The sequence below is a fragment of the Roseovarius sp. MBR-154 genome, assembly GCF_053628595.1.
In genome coordinates this window covers 131,386-152,341 of sequence record NZ_JBRJGR010000004.1, presented here as the reverse complement: position 1 = coordinate 152,341, position 20,956 = coordinate 131,386, and the positions used below count along the sequence as shown (strand labels likewise).

Annotated in this window: 22 protein-coding genes and 1 tRNA gene; 9 read left to right on the top strand and 14 right to left on the bottom strand. The window is 63.6% G+C overall.

What is annotated here, in order from left to right; genetic code table 11:
- Together ACSSV4_RS07320 and dusB are read right to left on the bottom strand one after the other, a co-directional pair.
- Positions 1-1,077 carry a two-component system sensor histidine kinase NtrB gene (locus ACSSV4_RS07320; protein WP_454274385.1) on the bottom strand — a complete coding sequence of 359 codons (1,077 nt, stop codon included), beginning with the start codon at positions 1,075-1,077 and terminating at the stop codon, positions 1-3.
- A complete protein-coding gene (gene dusB / locus ACSSV4_RS07315; protein ID WP_454274384.1) occupies positions 1,074-2,069 on the bottom strand; it encodes a tRNA dihydrouridine synthase DusB in 996 nt (331 codons plus the stop codon). Before dusB ends, ACSSV4_RS07320 begins: the two co-directional genes overlap by 4 nt.
- Positions 2,070-2,230: 161 nt before the next feature.
- Here dusB and ACSSV4_RS07310 point away from each other — a divergent pair, with 161 nt between their 5' ends.
- The 3 genes from ACSSV4_RS07310 to ACSSV4_RS07300 are packed head-to-tail and all read left to right on the top strand — an operon-like array spanning position 2,231 to position 4,334.
- Positions 2,231-3,370, top strand: coding sequence for a bifunctional 2-C-methyl-D-erythritol 4-phosphate cytidylyltransferase/2-C-methyl-D-erythritol 2,4-cyclodiphosphate synthase (locus tag ACSSV4_RS07310; protein WP_454274383.1), 1,140 nt, complete (start codon positions 2,231-2,233; stop codon positions 3,368-3,370).
- Positions 3,361-3,858, top strand: coding sequence for a phosphatidylglycerophosphatase A family protein (locus ACSSV4_RS07305; RefSeq protein WP_454274382.1), 498 nt, complete (start codon positions 3,361-3,363; stop codon positions 3,856-3,858). Before ACSSV4_RS07310 ends, ACSSV4_RS07305 begins: the two co-directional genes overlap by 10 nt.
- On the top strand, positions 3,855-4,334 hold the full coding sequence (locus ACSSV4_RS07300) for a CinA family protein (RefSeq protein WP_454274381.1): 480 nt from the start codon (positions 3,855-3,857) through the stop codon (positions 4,332-4,334). Before ACSSV4_RS07305 ends, ACSSV4_RS07300 begins: the two co-directional genes overlap by 4 nt.
- 6 nt (positions 4,335-4,340) lie before the next feature.
- Here the strand turns inward: ACSSV4_RS07300 and ACSSV4_RS07295 are convergent, their stop codons facing one another.
- Positions 4,341-4,793, bottom strand: a complete 453-nt coding sequence (locus ACSSV4_RS07295; RefSeq protein WP_454274380.1) for a type II toxin-antitoxin system RatA family toxin — start codon at positions 4,791-4,793, stop codon at positions 4,341-4,343.
- Positions 4,794-4,864: 71 nt separating this feature from the next.
- On the opposite strand from ACSSV4_RS07295, the gene hpt reads away from it, so the two are divergent.
- Complete coding sequence (gene hpt, locus ACSSV4_RS07290) at positions 4,865-5,407, top strand: hypoxanthine phosphoribosyltransferase (protein WP_454274379.1); 543 nt, start codon at positions 4,865-4,867, stop codon at positions 5,405-5,407.
- On the top strand, positions 5,404-5,583 hold the full coding sequence (locus tag ACSSV4_RS07285) for a hypothetical protein (RefSeq protein ID WP_454274378.1): 180 nt from the start codon (positions 5,404-5,406) through the stop codon (positions 5,581-5,583). The genes hpt and ACSSV4_RS07285 overlap by 4 nt, the downstream gene beginning before the upstream one ends.
- Before the next feature lie 20 nt (positions 5,584-5,603).
- Here ACSSV4_RS07285 and guaB read toward each other — a convergent pair whose 3' ends face one another.
- From guaB to rpmH, 4 genes are all read right to left on the bottom strand, one after another.
- Entirely contained in the window at positions 5,604-7,052 is a 1,449-nt protein-coding gene (gene guaB, locus ACSSV4_RS07280; RefSeq protein ID WP_454274377.1) for an IMP dehydrogenase, read from the bottom strand.
- Between the two features lie 98 nt (positions 7,053-7,150).
- Complete coding sequence (yidD, locus tag ACSSV4_RS07275) at positions 7,151-7,384, bottom strand: membrane protein insertion efficiency factor YidD (RefSeq protein ID WP_454274376.1); 234 nt, start codon at positions 7,382-7,384, stop codon at positions 7,151-7,153.
- Positions 7,381-7,791, bottom strand: coding sequence for a ribonuclease P protein component (gene rnpA / locus ACSSV4_RS07270; protein WP_454274375.1), 411 nt, complete (start codon positions 7,789-7,791; stop codon positions 7,381-7,383). The genes yidD and rnpA overlap by 4 nt, the downstream gene beginning before the upstream one ends.
- Positions 7,792-7,813: 22 nt before the next feature.
- A complete protein-coding gene (rpmH, locus tag ACSSV4_RS07265; protein ID WP_012177012.1) occupies positions 7,814-7,948 on the bottom strand; it encodes a 50S ribosomal protein L34 in 135 nt (44 codons plus the stop codon).
- Between the two features lie 296 nt (positions 7,949-8,244).
- On the opposite strand from rpmH, the gene ACSSV4_RS07260 reads away from it, so the two are divergent.
- The 4 genes from ACSSV4_RS07260 (at position 8,245) to ACSSV4_RS07245 (ending at position 11,946) form a co-directional block, all read left to right on the top strand.
- The gene (locus ACSSV4_RS07260; protein WP_350136877.1) at positions 8,245-8,976 is read left to right on the top strand and encodes a TVP38/TMEM64 family protein; all 732 of its coding nucleotides are present in this window, start codon (positions 8,245-8,247) and stop codon (positions 8,974-8,976) included.
- A gap of 2 nt (positions 8,977-8,978) precedes the next feature.
- The gene (locus ACSSV4_RS07255; protein WP_454274374.1) at positions 8,979-10,397 is read left to right on the top strand and encodes a dihydrolipoyl dehydrogenase family protein; all 1,419 of its coding nucleotides are present in this window, start codon (positions 8,979-8,981) and stop codon (positions 10,395-10,397) included.
- A gap of 24 nt (positions 10,398-10,421) precedes the next feature.
- Entirely contained in the window at positions 10,422-11,813 is a 1,392-nt protein-coding gene (locus ACSSV4_RS07250) for a sensor histidine kinase (protein WP_454274373.1), read from the top strand.
- A 56-nt stretch (positions 11,814-11,869) separates the two neighbouring features.
- A tRNA-Arg gene (locus ACSSV4_RS07245) sits at positions 11,870-11,946 on the top strand.
- A 67-nt stretch (positions 11,947-12,013) separates the two neighbouring features.
- Here ACSSV4_RS07245 and ACSSV4_RS07240 read toward each other — a convergent pair.
- From ACSSV4_RS07240 to nuoL, 7 genes are all read right to left on the bottom strand, one after another.
- Entirely contained in the window at positions 12,014-12,514 is a 501-nt protein-coding gene (locus ACSSV4_RS07240; RefSeq protein ID WP_454274372.1) for a DUF2478 domain-containing protein, read from the bottom strand.
- Between the two features lie 11 nt (positions 12,515-12,525).
- On the bottom strand, positions 12,526-14,193 hold the full coding sequence (locus ACSSV4_RS07235) for a ribonuclease J (protein WP_454274371.1): 1,668 nt from the start codon (positions 14,191-14,193) through the stop codon (positions 12,526-12,528).
- A gap of 6 nt (positions 14,194-14,199) precedes the next feature.
- Positions 14,200-14,970 (bottom strand): type III pantothenate kinase, encoded by a 771-nt coding sequence (locus tag ACSSV4_RS07230; RefSeq protein WP_454274370.1) that lies wholly within the window; start codon positions 14,968-14,970, stop codon positions 14,200-14,202.
- An 18-nt stretch (positions 14,971-14,988) separates the two neighbouring features.
- Positions 14,989-15,753, bottom strand: a complete 765-nt coding sequence (locus tag ACSSV4_RS07225; protein ID WP_454274369.1) for a biotin--[acetyl-CoA-carboxylase] ligase — start codon at positions 15,751-15,753, stop codon at positions 14,989-14,991.
- A gap of 111 nt (positions 15,754-15,864) precedes the next feature.
- Positions 15,865-17,301 carry an NADH-quinone oxidoreductase subunit NuoN gene (nuoN, locus tag ACSSV4_RS07220; protein WP_454274368.1) on the bottom strand — a complete coding sequence of 479 codons (1,437 nt, stop codon included), beginning with the start codon at positions 17,299-17,301 and terminating at the stop codon, positions 15,865-15,867.
- A gap of 17 nt (positions 17,302-17,318) precedes the next feature.
- Positions 17,319-18,866 (bottom strand): NADH-quinone oxidoreductase subunit M, encoded by a 1,548-nt coding sequence (locus tag ACSSV4_RS07215; protein ID WP_454274367.1) that lies wholly within the window; start codon positions 18,864-18,866, stop codon positions 17,319-17,321.
- Positions 18,866-20,956 carry an NADH-quinone oxidoreductase subunit L gene (nuoL, locus tag ACSSV4_RS07210; RefSeq protein ID WP_454274366.1) on the bottom strand — a complete coding sequence of 697 codons (2,091 nt, stop codon included), beginning with the start codon at positions 20,954-20,956 and terminating at the stop codon, positions 18,866-18,868. Before nuoL ends, ACSSV4_RS07215 begins: the two co-directional genes overlap by 1 nt.

Here is a 20,956-nt window from a genome sequence, read left to right as displayed (position 1 = left end):
CTAGCCTCCCTGGCCTGTCGTCGTCTCTGCGCGTTGCAATGAGATGCGAAACACCGTGCGCCCGGGCACGGAACTCACGGAAATCCAGCCGTCGTGATCCGAGATGATCTTGGCCGCCAATGCGAGGCCCAGCCCGGTGCCGTTCTCGCGGCCCGATACGAACGGATCGAACACCTCCTCGGCGATCTCCGGCGGCAGGCCGGGGCCGTCGTCGATGATCTCGATCTGAAGCGGCAGCGCCTTGCCCCTGCCCTCGCCGCGCCGCACCCGCAGCGATTGCTCGTAATAACTGTGCAGCCGGATCGTACCGGGCCGCCCCTTCGCCGCCTCCGCCGCATTCCGCAGAAGGTTCAATACCACCTGCAAGAGCTGGTCGGAATCGCCAAGCGCCAGCGGCAGCGAGGGATCGTAATCCTCGATCATGGTCATATGCGCAGCAAAGCCCAGGATTGCCGAGCGCCGCGCCCGATCCAGCACATCGTGAAGGTTCACCGGTTTCAGATCGGGTGCGCTGATATTGCCGAACTGCTCCACCCGCTCCAAAAGGCCGACGATGCGGCGGCTCTCACTGACGATCAGATCGGTCAATTCAAGATCGTCCTGCCCCAGCGTCATCGACAGAAGCTGCGCTGCGCCGGTAATGCCCGCCAACGGATTCTTGATCTCATGCGCCAGCATCTCGGCCATGCCGATCGCAGATTTTGCCGCCGATTTCACGTTGCTGTTCTGCACCATTCGGCCCGCCAACTCACGCGGGCTGATCAGCATGATCATATGCCCGGGGCTACCCGCCAGCGGGGCCACCTGAAGGTTGCACTGCATTGGCGCACGTTCGCCGGTGCCGACGTCCACGTCATTGACAAAGAGCGGCGCATCGTTCTCGCGCGCCCGCTCGAACGCCTCTTCCAGCGGCGCATTCACCGCCAGCCTGTCCCAGAGCGGCTGACCGGTCAGCGCGCGCTCGGAAACCATCATGAAGCCCTCGGCGGCAGGATTGATCCGGGTGATTCGATCCTCGGCGTCGATCACGAGCGCAGGCACCGGCAATGAGGTCCAGATCCCCTCCTCCGCGCTCATGCCGCCTGCCTCTCGCAGCCGCTGTGCTGTATCGCCTCGGGCAGGAGGTGCAGCACGTCGCCCGGCCCCGCCGTCAGCACCCGGCGGCGCAGATCGGCCCCAGTCCCGGCGTGATCCATGTACCAGCCCAGATGCTTGCGCGCGACGCGCCGGCCCAGATCGCAGCCGTAAAAGCCCAGCACCGCCTCGTAATGCCCGGCCACCAGATCGGCCAATTCTGTCCCCTGCGGCACCTTGGGCGCAGGCGTGCCGTAAAGCGCCGCCGCGACCTGCGCCAGCAGCCAGGGCCGACCCTGCGCACCCCGCCCGATCATCACGCCAGCGGCACCGGATTGCTCCAGCGCGCGGCGCGCGCTTGGCACGTCGACGATATCGCCATTCGCCAGCACCGGCACGCGCACCGCCGCCTTGACCGCGCGAATGGCCGCCCAATCAGCACGCCCCTTGTAGAACTGACAGCGTGTGCGCCCGTGGATGGTGATCATTTGCACCCCCGCCGCCTCGGCCCGGCGTGCAACCTCGGGCGCGTTCAGGCAATCATCATTCCAACCCAGCCGGGTCTTGAGCGTCACCGGCACATCGACCGCGCCCACCACCGCTTCGATCAGTCGCAGCGCGTGATCCGGCGTGCGCATCAGCGCCGAACCCGAGGCCCCTGCGCCGCTCGCGCTCGTCACCTTCTTGGCGGGGCAGCCCATGTTGATGTCGATCACCCGCGCGCCGCGATCCGCGACCATGCGCGCGGCCTCGGCGATCCAGTGGGTGTCACAGCCAGCAAGTTGCACGATCGTGTTCTCCACCCCCAGCCCGAGTTCGGCCTTTTCGCGCACGCCGGGCTTGGCCTGCACCATTTCCTGGCTCGCGACCATTTCGCTCACCACCAGCCCCGCACCAAAGCGCGAGACCAGGGACCGAAATGGCAGGTCGGTGATTCCCGCCATCGGGGCGAGCGCCACGGGCGGGCAGAGCAGCCTATCGGCAAGTGACAGCATGTGCGTGCCTAATCCTTGTGCAACACCGATGTTGTAGCCCTGACATGGGCGCAAGACAACGTTGCAAGGGGTGTTTTCTTGGGCATGACAGGATTCCCGCCCAATAATAAGGCACATGCTCAGCCATTGCGCTCACCCCGGACGCGCCGTAATCAAGTGACATGATGAACGCCGCTCTCATCGTCGCCGCAGGCCGCGGCACCCGCGCCGGCGGGGACCTGCCAAAGCAATGGCAGCCCCTCTGCGGTCGCCGCGTGATCGACTGGACGCTCGATGCGTTCCTCGCGGTGCCGGGGATCGCCTCGATCACGGTTGTCCTGCATGCCGACGATATGGACCGGCTTGTTCCGCATCCCCGGATCAATGTGACGGCAGGTGGTGCCACACGCGCGATCTCGGTGCGCAAGGGGTTGGAATCCATGGCAGGCGACCCGCCCGGTCACGTCCTGATCCACGATGTTGCACGCTGCTGCATCGCGCCCGAGCAGATCAGCGCCGTGCTTGATATGTTGCACGCCGGGGCCGTTGCCGCCGCCCCGGCCCTGCCCGTCACAGATGCGCTCTGGACCGGCGCGGGCGGCCAAGTCACAGGCACCCGTAATCGTGATGGGCTCTACCGGGCACAGACACCGCAGGGCTTCGATTTCAACACCATCCTTGCCGCGCACCGCGCCCACACGGGAGATGCCGCAGACGATGTCACCGTCGCGCGCGCCGCCGGCATCGCGGTGACTATCGTCGAGGGCGATGAGGACAACCTCAAGATCACCCACCCACAGGACTTTGCCCGCGCCTCCAAAATACTGGAACATCAGATGGATATACGCATTGGCACCGGGTATGATGTGCACCGCTTCGGCCCCGGCGATCACTGCATGCTCTGCGGCGTCGCGGTGCCACATGACCGGGGCCTTCAGGGCCATTCCGATGCCGATGTGGGCATGCATGCGCTCACCGACGCCATCTATGGTGCCTTGGCCAAGGGCGATATCGGTCGGCATTTCCCACCCTCCGATCCGCAATGGAAAGGCGCCGAGAGCCATATCTTTCTGCGTCACGCGGTCGCTCTGGCTTGTAAAAAAGGATTTACGGTCAACAATATAGACGTCACTCTTGTCTGCGAGCGCCCGAAGATCGGGCCTCACGCGCAGGCCATGCAAGAGGCGTTGAGCGCGATCACCGGCGTCGCGCCGGACCGGATATCGGTCAAGGCCACCACGTCCGAGCGGCTTGGCTTTACCGGGCGCGAGGAAGGCATCGCGGCGCAGGCTGCGGTGACATTGGTGAAGGCATGCGCGTAACCCATTTGATTGCCACGTTTTTCCATGTCGGCCACCTGCGCCCTGCTCCCGGCACATGGGGCTCGCTCGCGGCCTTGCCCTGCGCGTGGGCGCTTCATGTTGCGGGCGGCCCGCTCCTGCTCGGTCTTGGGGTGATCGCGGCATTCACATTGGGAACATGGGCCACAGCATTGGAAACAAAAGGAAAAGAGGATCACGACCCGTCCGAAATCGTGATTGACGAGGTGGCCGGTCAATGGCTCGCCTTCCTGCCGGTCTCCATCGGGGCGGCGCATGCCGGGGTGGCGCTGACCGCGCTCTGGCCCGGCTGGATCACGGCATTCCTTGCCTTTCGACTGTTCGACATCTGGAAACCCGGCCCCATAGGCTGGGCCGACCGGCGCGGCGACGCGCTTGGCGTAATGCTGGATGACATCCTCGCAGGGCTCGCAGCAGCGCTCTGCGTCATGGCAGGCGCGGCGATTTCGCACGGGGTGTTGGGACTATGAGTATCGCCGAGATCCTCGATATGGCCCGCGCGCAGGGCGTCATGATTGCCACCGCCGAAAGCTGCACCGGGGGCATGGTCGCCGTTGCGCTCACCGATATCCCCGGCTCCAGCGCGGTGGTTGAGCGTGGCTTCGTAACCTATTCGAATCAGGCGAAAATCGAGATGCTAGGCGTGTCGCCTGAGACGCTTGCCGCCTTTGGTGCCGTCTCCGAAGAAGTCGCCCGGGAAATGGCCGAGGGGGCGTTGCGCCACAGCCGCGCCGATCTCACCGTTTCGATCACCGGAATCGCCGGGCCCGGCGGATCAGAGCACAAGCCCGAGGGCCGGGTCTGTTTCGGCCTCGCGCGGGCCGGGCGCACCACGCTGGCGGAAACGCGCGACTTCGGCGCAAGGGGCCGCGAGGCGGTGCGCCGCCTGTCCCGCGACCATGCGCTTGAATTACTGAAAAACGCCTTGGATCAGAAGGCTGTCTGACAAAGTTCAAGTACCGCCATAGAGCGCATCGGCCCGTTCCTCGAAGGCCCGCACGATCCGTTTCATCGCCTCGTAAAAGAACATTTCCGCCGCCGATTGCAGCAAGCGGTTCTTGAAGGCAAAATCGACGTCGAAATTCACCTCGCACCCGCCGTCCACATCGCGAAATTCCCAGTTGGAGCGCATGTGTTTGAACGGGCCGTCAAGATACTCCGTCTCGATCCGCCTGTCTTCCGGCCAGAGCACCACCCGGCTTCCGAACCGCTCACGGAAGACCTTGAAACTTATGACCAAATCCGCTTCCATCAGTTCCGACCCATCGGCCTGCGGCGTGACCTTGCGCACCCGCGCCGCCGCCGTCCATGGTAGGAATTGCGGGTAGCTCGCCACGTTCGCCACCAGCGCATAGATCTGGTCCGCCGTGTAGCGTAACGTTCGGGTCTCGGAATGTGATGGCATGGTGGCCCCGGTTTGCACGTGACAGTGGCGCGCTTTTTCATAGACTGGGGCGAAAAGTGCAAGAGGAACACATGCCGCATCGCGCCTATGTCATCGACAAACTGATTTCCGCCAAGAGCATCGCTGCCCGGATCGAGGCCCTCTCGCACGAGATCGAGGCCGAGTTTGCAGGCACCAGCAAGCTGGTTGTCGTCGGCCTCCTGCGCGGCTCCTTCATCTTCATCGCCGATCTGGTGCGCGAACTGGATCTGCCAGTCGAGGTCGATTTCGTCGAAACCTCGTCTTACGGGAACGCGATGGAAAGTAGTCGGGAAGTGCGTATTCTCAAGGACTTGCGCGGTGATATTGAAGGGCGTGACGTACTGGTCGTCGAAGATATCGTCGATACCGGGCACACGCTGGCCCATGTTCTGCACCTGCTCGAGAGCCGCCGCCCGGCGCGGCTACGCACCATCGCGCTGCTCGACAAGCCCTCGCGCCGCGAGGCCGACATTCGCGCCGACTGGATCGGATTTGAAATCCCCGATGAATTCGTGGTCGGCTATGGCATCGACTACGCACAACGCAACCGCAACCTGCCTTATATCGGTACGGTGAGGTTCATTGACCCATGAATATCTTCTGGTTGCTGCGGATGGCGAGATGGGCGCGCAACCCACCGGGACCACGTCAGGTGAAGCTTGTGCTGGTCGTGATCGCCATTACCCTGATAGTGGTCGGCACCGAATACTTTTTCGGCTGGCCCGACGCTCTGAGCGTCGAGCCGCGCAACCGCCGCATCCTTCCCTGACGGTGTATCGCCGCGGTGCATCATCCGATGCGGTAATTCGGGCTCTCGCGGGTGATCTGGACGTCGTGCACGTGGCTTTCCTTGAGCCCCGAGCCGGTGATGCGCACGAAGGTGCAATTGCGGCGCATCTCCTCGACCGTGGCGCAACCGGTATAGCCCATCGCGGCCCGCAGACCGCCCACGAGTTGGTGCAGAACATTGGCGGCCGCGCCCTTGTAGGCCACCTGCCCTTCGACACCTTCGGGCACCAGCTTGTCGCTGGCGGCGTCCTTTTGGAAGTAACGGTCGGCCGAGCCGCGCGCCATCGCGCCGAGGCTGCCCATGCCGCGATAGGCCTTGAATGTGCGGCCCTGGTAGAGGATCGTCTCGCCCGGGCTTTCGTCGGTTCCGGCAAGCATCGAGCCCACCATCGCGCAGGACGCCCCCGCCGCGATCGCCTTGGCGAAATCGCCCGAGAACTTGATGCCGCCATCGGCAATGACCGGCACGTCGCCCGCCGCCTGCGCGCAATCCATGATCGCGGTCAGTTGCGGCACGCCGACGCCTGCCACCATCCGCGTGGTGCAGATGCTGCCCGGCCCGATCCCCACCTTGATAGCATCCGCGCCCGCACCGATCAGCGCACGCGTGGCCTCTGCAGTGGCGACGTTGCCCGCGACGACCTGCACCTCGTTGGAGAGCGCCTTGGCGCGCTCCACGGCCCGCGCCACGCCCTCGGAATGGCCATGTGCGGTGTCGATCACGATCATGTCGACACCCGCATCGACAAGCGCCTGTGTGCGCTCGAAGCCCGCGTCCCCCACGGTCGAGGCCGCCGCGACCCGCAGCCGCCCGAGATCGTCCTTGCAGGCCGTCGGGTTGAGCACCGCCTGCTCGGTATCCTTGAGAGTCAGCAGACCGGTCAGCTTGCCGTTCTTGTCCGTCACCAGCAGTTTCTCGATCCGGCGCGCGCGCATCAGGCTCTTGGCCTCGTCGCGGTCGGCGGGTTCCTGCAGGATGGCGAGGTTGTCGCTGGTCATCATCACATGCACCGGCGTGTCGTCGCTGGAGGCGAAACGCATGTCGCGATTGGTGACGATACCGACAACGCGGCCCTTGTCGTCGACCACTGGGAAGCCGGTGAAATTGTAACGCTCGATCAGTGCCTTGGCATCGCCAAGCGTCTGGTCGGGGCGCAGCGTGACAGGGTTGTAGACGATCCCGCTCTCAAATCGCTTGACGCGGCGCACCTCGCGGGCCTGTTCCTCTACCGTGAGGTTGCGGTGGATCACGCCGATGCCGCCGAACTGCGCCATGCTGATCGCCATGCGCGATTCGGTGACGGTGTCCATGGCCGAACTCAGCAACGGGATGTTGAGGCTGATCGTGTTGGTCACACGGGTCCGCGTATCCGCCGTGTTGGGCAGCACGCTCGATGCCGCAGGCACCAGCAGAACGTCATCAAAGGTGAGCGCCTCGCGAATCTCCATTCCGGTTCTCCATGGATATCTCGTTTGGCACGTCCCTATTACACGGATGGCCTTCGGGTGAAAGGGCGATTCGCGCGTAGCGGACATGCGTCACGCCGTTAGCGCCGCGTGCGCTCTGGCACCGGATCATGGCCGCACTGCCCCCAGGGGTTGCAGCGCGCGATGCGCCTGGCCGCGAGCCATCCGCCGCGAAGCGCGCCGTGCGTCTCCAGCGCCTCGAGCGCGTATTGGCTACAGGTCGGATGATAGCGGCAGTGATAGCCGACCCAGGGCGACAGGATCAGCCGGTAGCCCTTGATCGGCAGGGCCATGATGCGAGCAAGCGGGCTCATTTCGCACCCCGCAACTTGCGCAGCGCATAGACGAGATCATTGCGCAGCGCCTCATAGGGCCGCGCCGCTGTTTCCCGCGCCCGGCCGATCAGCACATAATCCCAGCCGGGTTGCCCATGGGCATGCAGCACATCGCGTGCCACGGCGCGCAACCGGCGCTTGGCGCGGTTGCGCGCCACCGCGTTGCCGACCTTCTTGGAACAGGTAAACCCCACCCGGATCGAAGGATCGTCATCGCGCCGGTCGCGCCCCTGCACCATCATCGCAGGCGTGCCCTGACGCCGCGCGCGCGCAGCCGCTAGGAAATCGGATCGCTTGCGCAGCACGTTCAACCCACCATGCGCGCATGACGAAACCGCCGGGGGCGTGTTCCCTGGCTTGCTGTCAGGGGCCTCCGGCGGTGTCATGATCGTCACAACTGTCTGGCGCTTACGCGCTCAGCGACTTGCGGCCACGCGCACGACGTGCGTTCAGGATCTTGCGGCCGGCCTTGGTGGCCATGCGCGCGCGGAACCCGTGGCGGCGTTTGCGAACCAGGTTCGAGGGTTGAAAGGTGCGTTTCATCGCTCCGTCTCCGACTTTGGGGACACGCTGCAATCGGAATCGCGCACGGCCCAGATGTATCCGAAGCCCGGTCTATAGTAGCGGTCCGCAGCCAAGTCAAACCCCCGCAATGCATATCTGCAACAAAATCCTGCGGGATCTGCGCGATCATGTTACAAGCGGTGCGAAATATCCGCGCAATACGGCCCCGGTCATCACCCGCGATCACCCCCACGTGAGGCCACTGGCAGAGCGGCAAGCGACTGTGCAAGTAGAAGACAACGCAGTCAAACCCGAGCAGGATCATGGATAGCAGCATGCAGCATTCGACCGAGCAGAAATCCGGAGGCTGGGCACGACACGCGCCGCTTGCCATCATTCTCACCGTGGCCGTCATCGGCTATTTCACCCTGCGCGACTACATCACCTTCGACACGCTGCGCGACAACCGCGAGGCGCTGCTGGCCTTTCGCGACGCCAATTTCGGGCTGATGGTGCTGAGTTTCATCGCAATCTATTTCGTGATCGTGGCGTTTTCACTGCCCGGCGCGGCGGTGGCCTCGGTCACCGGCGGGTTTCTCTTCGGCCTCGTGTCGGGCACTGCCTTCAACGTGTTTGCCGCCTCGCTCGGGGCCTTCGCGATCTTTCTGGCCGCCCGGTGGGGTCTGGGGCAGACCCTCGCCGCGCGCATCGAGACCTCCGAGGGCACACTCAAACGGCTCAAGGCCGGGCTGCACGACAATGAGATCAGCGTGCTCTTTCTGATGCGTCTCGTGCCCGCCGTGCCGTTCTTCGTGGCCAATCTGCTGCCTGCGCTGGTGGGTGTTCGCTTCGTCAATTTCGCGATCACCACTGTGCTCGGGATAATCCCCGGGGCCATCGTCTTTACCTGGATCGGCGTCGGCCTGGGCGAGGTGTTTGACCGAGGTGACAGCCCCGATCTGTCACTCCTGTGGGAGCCGCAGATAATCGGCCCGATCCTGGGCTTGTGCGCGCTCGCAGCACTCCCCATCCTGATCAAGAGCATTCGTGGCAAGAAGGACATTTGAGTATGAAAGAGATTAAGACGGATCTGCTGGTCATCGGGGCCGGCTCCGGCGGGTTGTCCGTCGCGGCGGGCGCGGTGCAGATGGGGGCGAGCGTCGTCCTGCTCGAAGGCCACAAGATGGGCGGCGATTGCCTGAACTTCGGCTGTGTGCCGTCGAAGGCGCTGATCGCCAGCGGCAAGGCGGCCTATGCGCAATCGCATGCGGCGCAATACGGCGTGGCGAATGTGACTCCGGATGTGGACTATGCCGCCGCCAAGGATCACGTGGCCGGTGTCATTGCCCAGATTGAGCCGGTGGACAGTCAAGAAAGGTTCGAGGGCCTTGGCGTGCGGGTGATCCGTGACTATGGCGCATTCATCTCACCCAAGCAGGTGAAGGCAGGCGATCACCTGATCACCGCGCGCCGGGTGATCATCGCCACCGGGTCGTCTCCTTTCGTGCCGCCGGTTCCGGGGCTGGAAAACGTGCCCTATGAGACCAACGAGACAATTTTCGAGCTGCGCGAAAAGCCCGGCCATCTGCTAGTCATCGGCGGCGGCCCGATCGGCATGGAAATGGCGCAGGCGCATCGGCGATTAGGCTGCGAGGTGACGGTCATCGAGGGGGCGAAGGTGCTGGGTCAGGACGATCCGGAACTGGCGCAGGTGGTGATCGACCAATTCAAGGCCGAGGGGATCGGCATCGAAGACGGTGCCATGGCCTCGGAAATTCGCGGCAAGGCAGGGGCAATCGAGGTCGAGGCCAAGGACGGGCGGGTCTTCAAGGGCACGCATCTGCTGATGGCCGTAGGGCGCAAACCCAATCTGGACAGCCTCAATCTCGACGCCGCCGGAATCGAGACCACGAAACGCGGCATCAAGGTCGACGCCTCGATGCGGACCACCAATCGCCGAGTCTACGCCATCGGCGACGTGGCGGGCGGGCTGCAATTCACCCATATGGCGGGCTATCACGCGGGGCTGATCATTCGGCAGGCATTGCTTGGCCTGCCGGCCAAGGAACGCACCGATCACATCCCCTGGGCCACCTATACCGACCCCGAGATCGCGCATGTCGGCCTCACCGAAGAGGCCGCGCGCAAGGAACATGGCGGCAATCTCGACGTGGTTCGTTTTCACTACTCCCACAACGACCGCGCCATCGCCGAACGCAAGACCGACGGGCTGATCAAGGTGATGGTGGTGCGCGGGCGGCCCGTGGGCGCGTCGATTGCCGGGGCGCAGGCGGGCGAATTGATCAATCTCTGGGCCTTCATCCTCGCCAACGGGTTCAAGATGAAACACGTCGCCAACATGGTCGCGCCCTACCCGACCCTCGGTGAAATCAACAAGCGCGTGGCCGGGGCCTATTTCTCGCCAAAGCTGTTCGATAGCCCTATGGTCAAACGCGTCGTCGGTATCGTGCAACGCTGGTTACCGTGATGAGCAATTAAGGGAGGGAACCGCTTGCTCAATTCACTTTCGGGACGCTTCCTGATCCTGACGGCCATCTTCGTGATGCTGGCCGAGGTTCTGATCTTCGTCCCTTCGATCGCGCGTTTTCGCGAGGAGTTCCTGCTGACCCGGCTGGAACGTGCGCAGATCGCCTCGCTGGTGCTTCTGGCCGATGAAGAGGTGACCCCCGATCTGCAAGAGGAACTGTTGCGCAACGCGGGTGTGTTCAACGTGGTGATGCGCCGTGACGAGGCGCGTCAACTGGTGCTGTCTTCGCCGGTTCCGCAGCCCATTACGCAGACCTTCGATCTGCGCGACGTGCCCGCCTTCACCCTCATCCGCGATGCGATGGCGCGGCTGGCCAACCCCGAGGACCAGGTGATCCGCGTGATCGGTCAGCCGGTGCGCATGGGTGGGCTTTTGATCGAGGTCACCTTGGAAACCCGCGATCTGCGCAGCGCGATGATCGACTACGGGCTGCGCATCCTGTGGCTGTCACTGGTGATTTCGGTCTTTACCGCCGTGCTCCTGTTCTGGGCAGTCCAGTGCTTTCTGGTGCGTCCCATCCGCCGTGTGGTGGGCAACATGCAGGCCTATGCCGATGCCCCCGAGGATGCCCGGCGGGTGATCGCCCCCTCCTCGGGTATCCGCGAATTGCGCGAGGCCGAGGAAACGCTGCAAACCCTGCAAACCCAACTGACCGGCGCATTGAAGCAAAAGGAGCATCTGGCACAGTTGGGCGGGGCCGTGGCCAAGGTCAGCCATGACCTGCGCAACATCCTCACTTCGGCGCAACTTTTCACCGACCGCATCGAGATGAGCGAAGACCCCGCCGTGAAGCGCATGGCTCCGAAACTGGTGAATTCGCTCACCCGCGCGGTGCATCTGTGCGAGGCGACGCTGGCCTATGGCAAGGCCGAGGAACCCGGCCCGACCCTCTCGCGTGTCCGGCTCGCGGATATCGTCGCCGATGTGATCGACAGCGAGCGGCTCTCGGTCGGCGAGGCCAGGGTCAGCTTGTCCGAGGATGTTTCCGCCGATCTGGTGCTGCGCGCCGACGCCGAACAGCTCTATCGCGTGATCGCCAACCTTGTGAGGAACGCCCGGCAAGCCATTGTCAACACGGGAAAACCCGGTGAGATCACCGTTATGGCGGGCGAAGATCCGCGGGAATGGATCATCCGCGTTGCCGATACCGGCCCCGGCCTGCCGGCACGCGCGCGCGAACATCTGTTCAAGCCGTTTCAGGGCGGTGCAACCAAGGGCGGAACCGGGCTCGGCCTGACCATCGCGCAGGATCTGGTACGCGGCCACGGCGGCACGCTCTCGCTCGAACGCAGCGACGAGAACGGCACCTCCTTCTGCATCACCCTGCCCAAGGGAAATTTGGCAGATGCATCATAAATCTTCCAATACGCCCTTGCATTGCCGGGCTGCAGAGTCTAATTCGTGCCCTCGACGGACCGATAGCTCAGCTGGATAGAGTACTTGACTACGAATCAAGGGGTCGGGGGTTCGAATCCTCCTCGGTCCGCCACCGTTTCCAAAACCGGTAGCGATAAAAGAAAATAATCCCAGTAACTTGGGATGCGTTTTTCATATGGTCAGGAGTGCGACGCCAGCCAAGTGTCAAGGGCCTCTGACTCTGCTGCGATTGGCACTGCCACCCCCGCGCAGAACGCATCAAGCCGCGGCACGTTCAGGCTGTTGACCCCGACCAGAACCGGCACATCCAGCGACAGCGCCTCGGCGATGAGGCCGCGAAACCCGCGCCCCTCCGCCTCGTGTTTGCCGAACTTGTTGACGATCACCAGATCACAGCCCGCATCGAGCCGCCTCTCGCTCTCGGCCACCGCCTGTTCCAAGGCCGCCGGATCAAGCCGACAGCCCCGTGCGCCCGGTCCAAGCGTCTGCGAAATGCGGATCGCCGGACCGTTGGGCAAGACCTGCACGTCCATGTCACAGGGGCGATCCGCATCGCAGTTGGAGTTGATCTGCACCGTGCCACACAGCCGCAGCCCGCGCGCCTGCGCGCGTGTGGCCACGCCATGCAGCAGCAGATCGGTATCGCCCCGCCCCTCGGCCATGACATAGGCGATACGCATGGGCAATATCCTCAGGCGGTCAGGCGGCTGATGACCACCGTCACCTCGGGCCGCTTGCCGATCTCGTTCTGCGCGCTCTGACGGGCCACGCGGCGCAGCCCTTCCTCAAGCTTGTCGTCATCGGTCAGCGTCTTGACCCCGGCCCGGCCCATGAACTGCGCCAGATCCTCTTCCAGCACATCGACCAGCGGCGCGCGGCTTTGCCCGGTCTCGGCCAGCCCCATCAATTCCACCCAGGGCTCGCCCAAAGGCTCGTCCTCTTCATCCATGATGACATTGATCATCACATGCCCGTTGAGCGCCATGCGAATCCGGTCGCGCACGATCCCGTCCATCGCGCCGATCTTGACCGAACCATCCACATAGGTGCGCCCGGTCTCTACATATTCGGCCACCTTGGGCGCATTGCCGCTGAGGTCGATCATCATGCCGTTGACGGCCAGAACGCCGCTGATCCGGTTCGCCTCTGCCAGCTTCACATGCTCACGCAGGTGACGATGCTCGCCATGCATCGGCACCACGATCTGCGGCTTGATCAGCTTGTGCATGGCATCGAGATCAGGCCGGTTGGCGTGGCCCGAGACGTGATAACGGTCATCGCCCTCGACCACGTCCACGCCCATCTCGGAGAACTTGTTGATGATGTGGATGACACCGCGCTCGTTGCCCGGAATGGTCTTGGAGGAGAAGAGGAACGTGTCGCCCTCCTTGAGCACCATGCCGTTATACTTGCCATTGGCCAGTTGCGCACTCGCCGCCCGCCGCTCGCCCTGGCTCCCGGTGACGATCAGCATCAGGTTCTCGCGCGGGATGTTACCGGCCTCCTCGGGGCTGACGGTCGCGGGAAAATCCTTGAGTACACCGGTCTCGACCGCCGCCTCGATCATCCGCCGCATCGCGCGGCCCAGCAGACAGACCGAGCGCCCGGCACGCTTGCCTGCCTCGGCCAGCGTCTTGACCCGTGCCACGTTGCTGGCGAAGGTCGTGCAGACGAACATGCCTTTCGAGGCCTGGACCAGCTCCGTGATCGGCTGGCCGACCGTGCTCTCGGAGCGCCCGTCATGGTGGCTGAATACGTTGGTCGAATCGCAGACCAGCGCCTTCACGCCCGGCTCGGCGAGGCTTGCCCAGAGGTCATGATCAAACGGCTCGCCCACAACCGGATTCGCGTCGATCTTGAAATCGCCGCTATGCACGATGCGCCCGCCGGGGCTGTCGATGACGAGGCCCGAACTTTCGGGGATCGAATGCGAAATGGGCACGAAGCCCACCGTAAAGGGCCCTGCCTTCACCGTTTCAGGCCAGGGCGAGACGGTCTTGACCGCCTTTTCGGAATGGCCATGTTCCTCCATCTTGCGCCGCGCGATGTTGGCGGTGAAGGCGCGGGCATGAATGGGGGCACCCAGCCGGTCATAGTAATGCGCCACGGCGCCGACATGATCCTCATGGGCATGGGTGATGAACACCGCCTCCAGATCGGTCTTGCGCGCCTCAAGCCAGGAGATATCCGGCAGGATCAGATCGACCCCCGGCGTGCCGTCCATATCCGGAAAGGTCACACCCAGATCCACTAGGATCAGCTTCTCCTTGCCCGGTTTGCCATAGCCGTAAACATAGGCATTCATACCAACTTCACCCGCCCCACCGAGGGGCAGGTAGATCAAACGTTCGCTGCTCATGGGGCGTCAGCCCTCCTTGTTATGCTCGTGTATCACGGTCAGCCCGTGCATTGTCAGATCGTCCTCGAACATGTCGAACATGTCCGTGCCCTGCTGGAATAACGGTGCCAGCCCACCTGTTGCGATCACCTTCATGGTGCGGCCATGCTCGGCCTTTATCCGCTCACATATCCCATCGATGAGGCCGACATAACCCCAGAATACGCCCGATTGCATGCAATCCACCGTATTGGTGCCGATCACCCGGTCGGGCTTGGTCACGTCGATATGCGGCAGCGCCGCCGCGGCCTCATGGAGCGCCTGAAGCGACAGGTTCACCCCCGGCGCGATCACCCCGCCGATATAGGCGCCATCGCTGTCGACCACGTCGAATGTCGTGGCGGTGCCGAAATCCACGATGATCAGGTCGCCGCCGTAAAGGTCATAGCCCGCCACCGTATTCACCAGCCGGTCCGGCCCCACCTGCGTGCCCGCATCCACCCGCACATCCACCGGCAGGCGGCACTCGGGCTTGCCCACCACCAGCGGGCGGCAGTTGAAATAGCGGTCGGCAAAGACGCGCAGGTTGAACACCACGCGCGGCACGGTGGAACTGATCACCACCGCATTGATCTTTGCCTCGATCCGGTGATGCGCCAGCAGCGTGTGAAACCAGACGAAATACTGATCCGCCGTGCGCTGATGCTCGGTCGAGGTTCGCAGCGTGCAGATGAACCGCGTCCCGTCCCAGATCGAAAACACCGTGTTGGTATTGCCGCAATCAATCGCCAAAAGCATGGGGGCCGCCCTCCCGCGTCAGAAAAACACCTCGGCCGCGGCAATCGCCTGCCGCCCCTTGGACGTCATTAGAACGAGATTGCCCGCCTCGTCCACCGTCTCGAATGTCCCGTGATGGCTGTCGCGCGTGGTGTGCGCAGTGATCGCCTCGCCCAATCGCGCCGCCCGGTCGAGCCATGCCCGGCGGATGGGCGCGAACCCGTAGGTCACGAATTGCGCCTCCAGCCGCGCATAGGCCGGGGCCAGAAAGCTCAGAAACTCCTCCGGCCCGAGCGCCACCCCGGTCTCGGACAAGAGCGAGACCGGGCGCAACGCGCCCTCCTCCACCTCCGCGCGCGCAGGCGCAATGCGCAGGTTCACCCCGATGCCAATGGCGAAATGGCTGAGCCCCCGGCCCGCGCCTGCGCTCTCCAGCAGGATCCCCGCCAGCTTGCCGCCATTGAGCAGCACGTCATTGGGCCATTTCAGACTGATCCCCTTGGCGCGCCCGGTCGCCGCCACCAGCGCATCGCAGAGCGCGAGCGATGCCACAAACGACCGCAACGCCACCTTGTTGGGGCTCTCATTGGGCCGCATCACCAGGGTCGCCGCGAAATTGCCCGCCGGGTTGACCCAAGCCCGCCCTCGCCGCCCGCGCGCCGCCGTCTGCTCCAGCGCCAGTATCCATTCCGGGCCGCACAATCCGGGCGCCAGCCGCGCGGCCTCGGCATTGGTGCTATCGACCGAGGCCAGCACCCGGCGACCATAGCCTATGGGCCAGTCGAACTCCGATCCCTGCTTCATCTTTCCAGAAATACTCCCGCCGGAGGCGCGCGCCCGCGTGCGGGCGCCAAAACCAAAGCGACGCGCCCCTCGGGGCGCGTCACCGCTCTCTCAGACCGTGGCCGGGCTCACCTAGTTGACCAGCGTCGCGGCCGCGGCCTGTGCCATGGTCTCGACGCCGAACATGTTGACGATGCCCAGCAGCATCACCGCCGCCGAGGCCATCAGGAACGCCCATTGCACCGGCGAACGGCCGGTCTCCAGCGCCTCGCCCTCTTCGCCGAAATACATGTAGAACACGATGCGCAGGTAATAGAACGCCCCGATCACCGACGCGACCACACCGGCCACGGCGAGCCAGGCAAGCCCGCCCTCATAGGCCGCACGCAGCACGTAGAGCTTGCCGAAAAAACCCAGAAGCGGCGGCACGCCGGCAAGGCTGAAGAGGAGGATCAGCATCGCAAGCGCCCGCCCCGGCTGCGCCTTGGAATACATGTTCAGCGCGCGGATATCCGTCACCGGCTGCCCGTCGCGCTCCATCGACAGGATGAAGGCGAAGGTGCCGACATTCATCGTGACATAGATCGCCATGTAGATCAGCATCGCCTGCACGCCGAACACCGTGCCCGCCGCCAGCCCCATCAGCGCATAGCCCATATGCGCGATCGACGAATAGGCCATCAGCCGCTTGATGTCGGTCTGCCCGATCGCCGCGATGCCACCGAGGAACATCGACAGCAGGCTCAGCATCGCGAGCACCTGTTGCCAGTCGCCCACCACCTCGCCAAAGGCGTCATGCACCACGCGCGCAACGAGTGCCATCGCCGCCACCTTGGGGGCCGTGGCGAAAAACGCGGTGATCGGCGTCGGTGCGCCCTCATAAACATCGGGCGTCCACATGTGGAACGGCACGGCGGAAATCTTGAACGCCAGACCGGCCAGCACGAAGACCAGCCCCAGCAACAGGCCAATCGGCGCCTGCCCGTCTGCCGCGTCGATGATCCCCGAAAAGAGCGTCGTGCCCGCATAGCCATAGGTCAGCGAGGCCCCGTAGAGCAGCAGGCCCGACGACAGCGCGCCCAGCACGAAATACTTGAGCCCCGCCTCGGTCGATTTGGCACTGTCGCGGCGCAGCGAGGCCACGACATAAAGCGCCAGAGATTGCAGCTCCAGCCCCATGTAGAGCGCCATCAGGTCGCCCGCGCTGACCATGACCATCATGCCCACGACCGCAAGCGCCACCAGGAGCGGATACTCAAACCGCAGGATATCGCGGCGCGCCATGTATTCCTGCCCCAGCACCAGCACCGCCCCCGCCGAGAGCAGGATCGTCACCTTGGCAAAGCGGGCAAAGCCGTCATCGTTGAACATGCCGCCGAACGCCGTGCGCGTGCCACCGCCCGAGGACGCCCCGATCCACAGCGCCATGACAGCAAAGAGCGCCGCCGTGAGCCAGACCAGAATCCCCGCCATCTTGTCCTTGCCGGTATAGGCCGCAAAAAGAAGCGCCGCGATGGCATAGACGGAAATCACGATCTCCGGCAGGATTACATTCAGATCAGCCTGCATGTCTCAGGGCCTCCGGTTCAGTGGTCTGCGACGGCGACCTGGCTGCTGGCCTGTGCCACCGCCTGTGCCGTCTCTACGTTGGAAATCAGCGCCTCGACCGAGGGGCCGGTGATATCGGTGACCAGCCGGGGATAAACCCCGAGCAGCAGCGTCATCACCACCAGCGGCGCAAAGATCGCCCGCTCGCGTTTGCTCATGTCGGTGATCGTCTTCAGGCTCTCCTTGATGAGATCCCCGAACACCACCCGGCGATAGAGCCAGAGCGCATAGGCCGCCGAGAGGATCACACCGGTCGTGGCCACCGCCGCGACCCATGTGTTGACCTGAAAGACGCCCACCAGCGTCAGGAATTCGCCGATGAACCCGGATGTGCCCGGCAGGCCGACATTCGCCATGGTGAAGAACATGAAAATGAGCGCATAGGCCGGCATCCGGTTCACAAGGCCGCCATAGGCGTCAATCTCGCGGGTGTGCATCCGGTCATAGATCACGCCGACGCAAAGAAAGAGCGCGCCCGAGATGAAGCCGTGGCTGATCATCTGGAAGATCGCCCCGTCCAGCCCCTGCTGATTGGCCGCGAAAATCCCCATCGTGACATAGCCCATATGGGCCACCGACGAATAGGCGATGAGCTTTTTCATGTCCTCTTGGGCCAGTGCCACCAGCGACGTGTAGACTATCGCAATCGCCGACATCCACAGAACCAGCGGCGTCAGAACTTCGGAGCCCACCGGGAACATCGGCAGCGAGAAACGCAGGAAGCCGTAGCCACCCATCTTCAAGAGGATCGCCGCCAGCACGACCGAGCCCGCGGTCGGGGCCTGCACGTGTGCATCGGGCAGCCAGGTGTGCACCGGCCACATTGGCATCTTGACCGCGAAAGAGGCGAAGAACGCCAGGAACATCAGCGTCTGCATGCCCCCCACGATGTGAATCCCAAGCAGCGAGAAGCTGTCCGAGGCGAACTCATGCCGCAGAAGCGACGGGATATCAGTGGTGCCCGCATCCGCGAACATCGCGACCATCGCCACCAGCATCAGCACCGAGCCGAGGAAGGTGTAGAGGAAGAACTTGAACGACGCGTAGATCCGCGCCGCGCCGCCCCAGATGCCGATAATCAGGAACATCGGAATGAGCCCCGCCTCGAAGAAGAGGTAAAAGAGCACCAGATCGAGCGCCATGAACACGCCCAGCATCAGCGTCTCAAGGATCAGGAACGCGATCATGTATTCCTTGACGCGGCTTTTCACGTTCCACGACGCCGCAATGGTCAGCGGCATCATGAAGGTGGTCAGCATCACGAAGAGAACGCTGATCCCGTCGACGCCCATCTTGTATTTCAGACCCAAGAGCCACTCACGCTCCTCGACGAACTGAAAGCCGGTATTCGACGGGTCGAAATCGAACAGGATGAACAGCGACACAAGGAATGTCAGCGTCGTGGCGATCATCGCCACCCATTTGGCGTTCTTCTGCGCCGCCTCATCCTCACCGCGCAGGAAGATCGCGAGGATCGCCGCCGCCACAGCCGGGATGAACGTCACAATGGAAAGCAGGTTGTCCATCAGTTGGCCCCCCCGAAGATCGTCATCCACGTGACCAGGATCGCGATCCCGATCACCATGGCAAAGGCATAGGTGAAGATGTAGCCCGACTGCGCCCGGCCCGCGAGGCGCGTGAGCCGCGGGATCAGCCCCATGGCCACCCCGTTGATCGAGCCGTCGATCACGTCACCGTCGCCGCGCTTCCACAGCAACTGCCCGAGCGCCTTGGCGGGGCGCACGAAGATGAAGTCGTAGATCTCGTCGAAATACCACTTGTTGAGCAGGAAGAGGTAAAGCGGGCGGTTGGTCTCGGCCACGCGCTTGGGCATCGCCGGATCCCAGACATAGAACCATAGCGCCGTAATCAGGCCGATCAGCATGGCGACGAACGGGCTGACCTTGACCCATGTCGGTGCATGATGCGCGTCATCAAGCACGGTGCTGTCGGGGTGCATGAAGATCGCACCCTGCGGCGGGCCGGAATGGGTGGCGGTGCCAGTCTCCTCGTGCATCGTTTCGTGGTCGTGGCCCTCTTCACCATGCGCCACCGCCTCGGGCGCTTCAGTTGCCTCGGCGTGATGCTCCGGCATCCCGAAGAAACTGTTGACCTGTGCATGGCTGCCGAAAAAGCTGCCATACCAGATCATGCCCGCGAAGACCGCGCCAAGCGCCAGCACACCAAGCGGCGCGACCATCACCATGGGGCTTTCATGGGCGTGCTCATGGGTGTGCTTGTCGCCGCGCGCCTCGCCAAAGAAGGTGAGGAACATCAGCCGCCAACTGTAGAACGAGGTGAACAGCGCCGCGATCACCAGCATCCAGAAGGCATAGCCGCCGTCGGTGCCGGCCCATGCGCTCTCGATCACCGCGTCCTTCGACAGGAACCCGGCAAAGCCGATATGGGTGAGCGGAATGCCAACCCCGGTGATCGCCAGCGTGCCGATCATCATCGCCCAGAACGTATAGGGCATCTTCTTGCGCAGACCGCCATAGTTGCGCATGTCCTGCTCGTGATGCATGCCGTGGATGACCGAACCGGCCCCAAGAAACAGCATCGCCTTGAAGAACGCATGCGTGAAGAGGTGGAACATCGCCACCGAATAGACACCCACTCCGGCAGCCACGAACATATAGCCAAGCTGGCTACAGGTCGAATAGGCGATCACGCGCTTGATGTCGTTCTGCACAAGGCCCACGGTCGCAGCAAAGAATGCCGTCGAGGCGCCGAGGAACACCACGAACGTCATCGCCTCGGGCGCGTATTCCATCAGTGGCGACATGCGGCAGACAAGGAACACGCCCGCCGTCACCATGGTCGCCGCGTGAATCAGCGCAGACACCGGCGTCGGGCCTTCCATCGCGTCGGGCAGCCATGTGTGCAGGAAGAGCTGCGCCGATTTGCCCATCGCGCCCACGAACAGCAGAAACGCGATCAGGTTGGCCGCGTTCCACTCCGTCCACAGGAAGGTCAGCTGCGTTTCAGCCAGCTCCGGTGCGGCGGCGAAGATATCGTCGAGCTTGATCGAGTCGACGAGGAAATAGAGCGCCATGATGCCCAAAGCGAAGCCGAAATCGCCCACCCGGTTGACCACGAACGCCTTGATCGCCGCGGCATTGGCGCTTGGCTTGCGATAGTAGAAACCGATCAGCAGGTAAGACGCGACGCCCACGCCCTCCCAGCCGAAGAACATCTGAAGCAGGTTGTCCGAGGTCACCAGCATCAGCATCGCGAAGGTAAAGAACGACAAATACGCGAAAAAGCGCGGCCGATAGCTCTCGTTATCGCGGAAGTTCTCGTCATGCGCCATGTAGCCCACGGAATAGAGATGCACGAGCGCCGAGACGGTGGTGATCACGATCAGCATGATCGCCGTCAGCCGGTCAATCCGGATCGCCCATGCCGTATCGAGCGTGCCCGACTGCACCCAATCGAGAATGTGGATCTGCTCGGTCACCCCGTCATGGCCGAGGAACACGATCCAGCTCAGCAGCGCCGAGAGAAAGAGCAGCCCGGTCGTGACCCATTGCGCGCCCTGATCGCCAATGATGCGCCAGCCGAAACCCGCGATGATCGCCCCGACGAGAGGCGCGAAGAGGAGGATGGATTCCAT

Excerpts from the sequence above, each read along its gene's own strand:
- ACSSV4_RS07320 (WP_454274385.1), bottom strand. The coding sequence starts at position 1,077 with ATGAGCGCGGAGGAGGGGATCTGGACCTCATTGCCGGTGCCTGCGCTC.
- dusB (WP_454274384.1), bottom strand. The coding sequence starts at position 2,069 with ATGCTGTCACTTGCCGATAGGCTGCTCTGCCCGCCCGTGGCGCTCGCC.
- ACSSV4_RS07310 (WP_454274383.1), top strand. The coding sequence starts at position 2,231 with ATGATGAACGCCGCTCTCATCGTCGCCGCAGGCCGCGGCACCCGCGCC.
- ACSSV4_RS07305 (WP_454274382.1), top strand. The coding sequence starts at position 3,361 with ATGCGCGTAACCCATTTGATTGCCACGTTTTTCCATGTCGGCCACCTG.
- ACSSV4_RS07300 (WP_454274381.1), top strand. The coding sequence starts at position 3,855 with ATGAGTATCGCCGAGATCCTCGATATGGCCCGCGCGCAGGGCGTCATG.
- ACSSV4_RS07295 (WP_454274380.1), bottom strand. The coding sequence starts at position 4,793 with ATGCCATCACATTCCGAGACCCGAACGTTACGCTACACGGCGGACCAG.
- hpt (WP_454274379.1), top strand. The coding sequence starts at position 4,865 with ATGCCGCATCGCGCCTATGTCATCGACAAACTGATTTCCGCCAAGAGC.
- ACSSV4_RS07285 (WP_454274378.1), top strand. The coding sequence starts at position 5,404 with ATGAATATCTTCTGGTTGCTGCGGATGGCGAGATGGGCGCGCAACCCA.
- guaB (WP_454274377.1), bottom strand. The coding sequence starts at position 7,052 with ATGGAGATTCGCGAGGCGCTCACCTTTGATGACGTTCTGCTGGTGCCT.
- yidD (WP_454274376.1), bottom strand. The coding sequence starts at position 7,384 with ATGAGCCCGCTTGCTCGCATCATGGCCCTGCCGATCAAGGGCTACCGG.
- rnpA (WP_454274375.1), bottom strand. The coding sequence starts at position 7,791 with ATGACACCGCCGGAGGCCCCTGACAGCAAGCCAGGGAACACGCCCCCG.
- rpmH (WP_012177012.1), bottom strand. The coding sequence starts at position 7,948 with ATGAAACGCACCTTTCAACCCTCGAACCTGGTTCGCAAACGCCGCCAC.
- ACSSV4_RS07260 (WP_350136877.1), top strand. The coding sequence starts at position 8,245 with ATGCAGCATTCGACCGAGCAGAAATCCGGAGGCTGGGCACGACACGCG.
- ACSSV4_RS07255 (WP_454274374.1), top strand. The coding sequence starts at position 8,979 with ATGAAAGAGATTAAGACGGATCTGCTGGTCATCGGGGCCGGCTCCGGC.
- ACSSV4_RS07240 (WP_454274372.1), bottom strand. The coding sequence starts at position 12,514 with ATGCGTATCGCCTATGTCATGGCCGAGGGGCGGGGCGATACCGATCTG.
- ACSSV4_RS07235 (WP_454274371.1), bottom strand. The coding sequence starts at position 14,193 with ATGAGCAGCGAACGTTTGATCTACCTGCCCCTCGGTGGGGCGGGTGAA.
- ACSSV4_RS07230 (WP_454274370.1), bottom strand. The coding sequence starts at position 14,970 with ATGCTTTTGGCGATTGATTGCGGCAATACCAACACGGTGTTTTCGATC.
- ACSSV4_RS07225 (WP_454274369.1), bottom strand. The coding sequence starts at position 15,753 with ATGAAGCAGGGATCGGAGTTCGACTGGCCCATAGGCTATGGTCGCCGG.
- nuoN (WP_454274368.1), bottom strand. The coding sequence starts at position 17,301 with ATGCAGGCTGATCTGAATGTAATCCTGCCGGAGATCGTGATTTCCGTC.
- ACSSV4_RS07215 (WP_454274367.1), bottom strand. The coding sequence starts at position 18,866 with ATGGACAACCTGCTTTCCATTGTGACGTTCATCCCGGCTGTGGCGGCG.
- nuoL (WP_454274366.1), bottom strand. The coding sequence starts at position 20,956 with ATGGAATCCATCCTCCTCTTCGCGCCTCTCGTCGGGGCGATCATCGCG.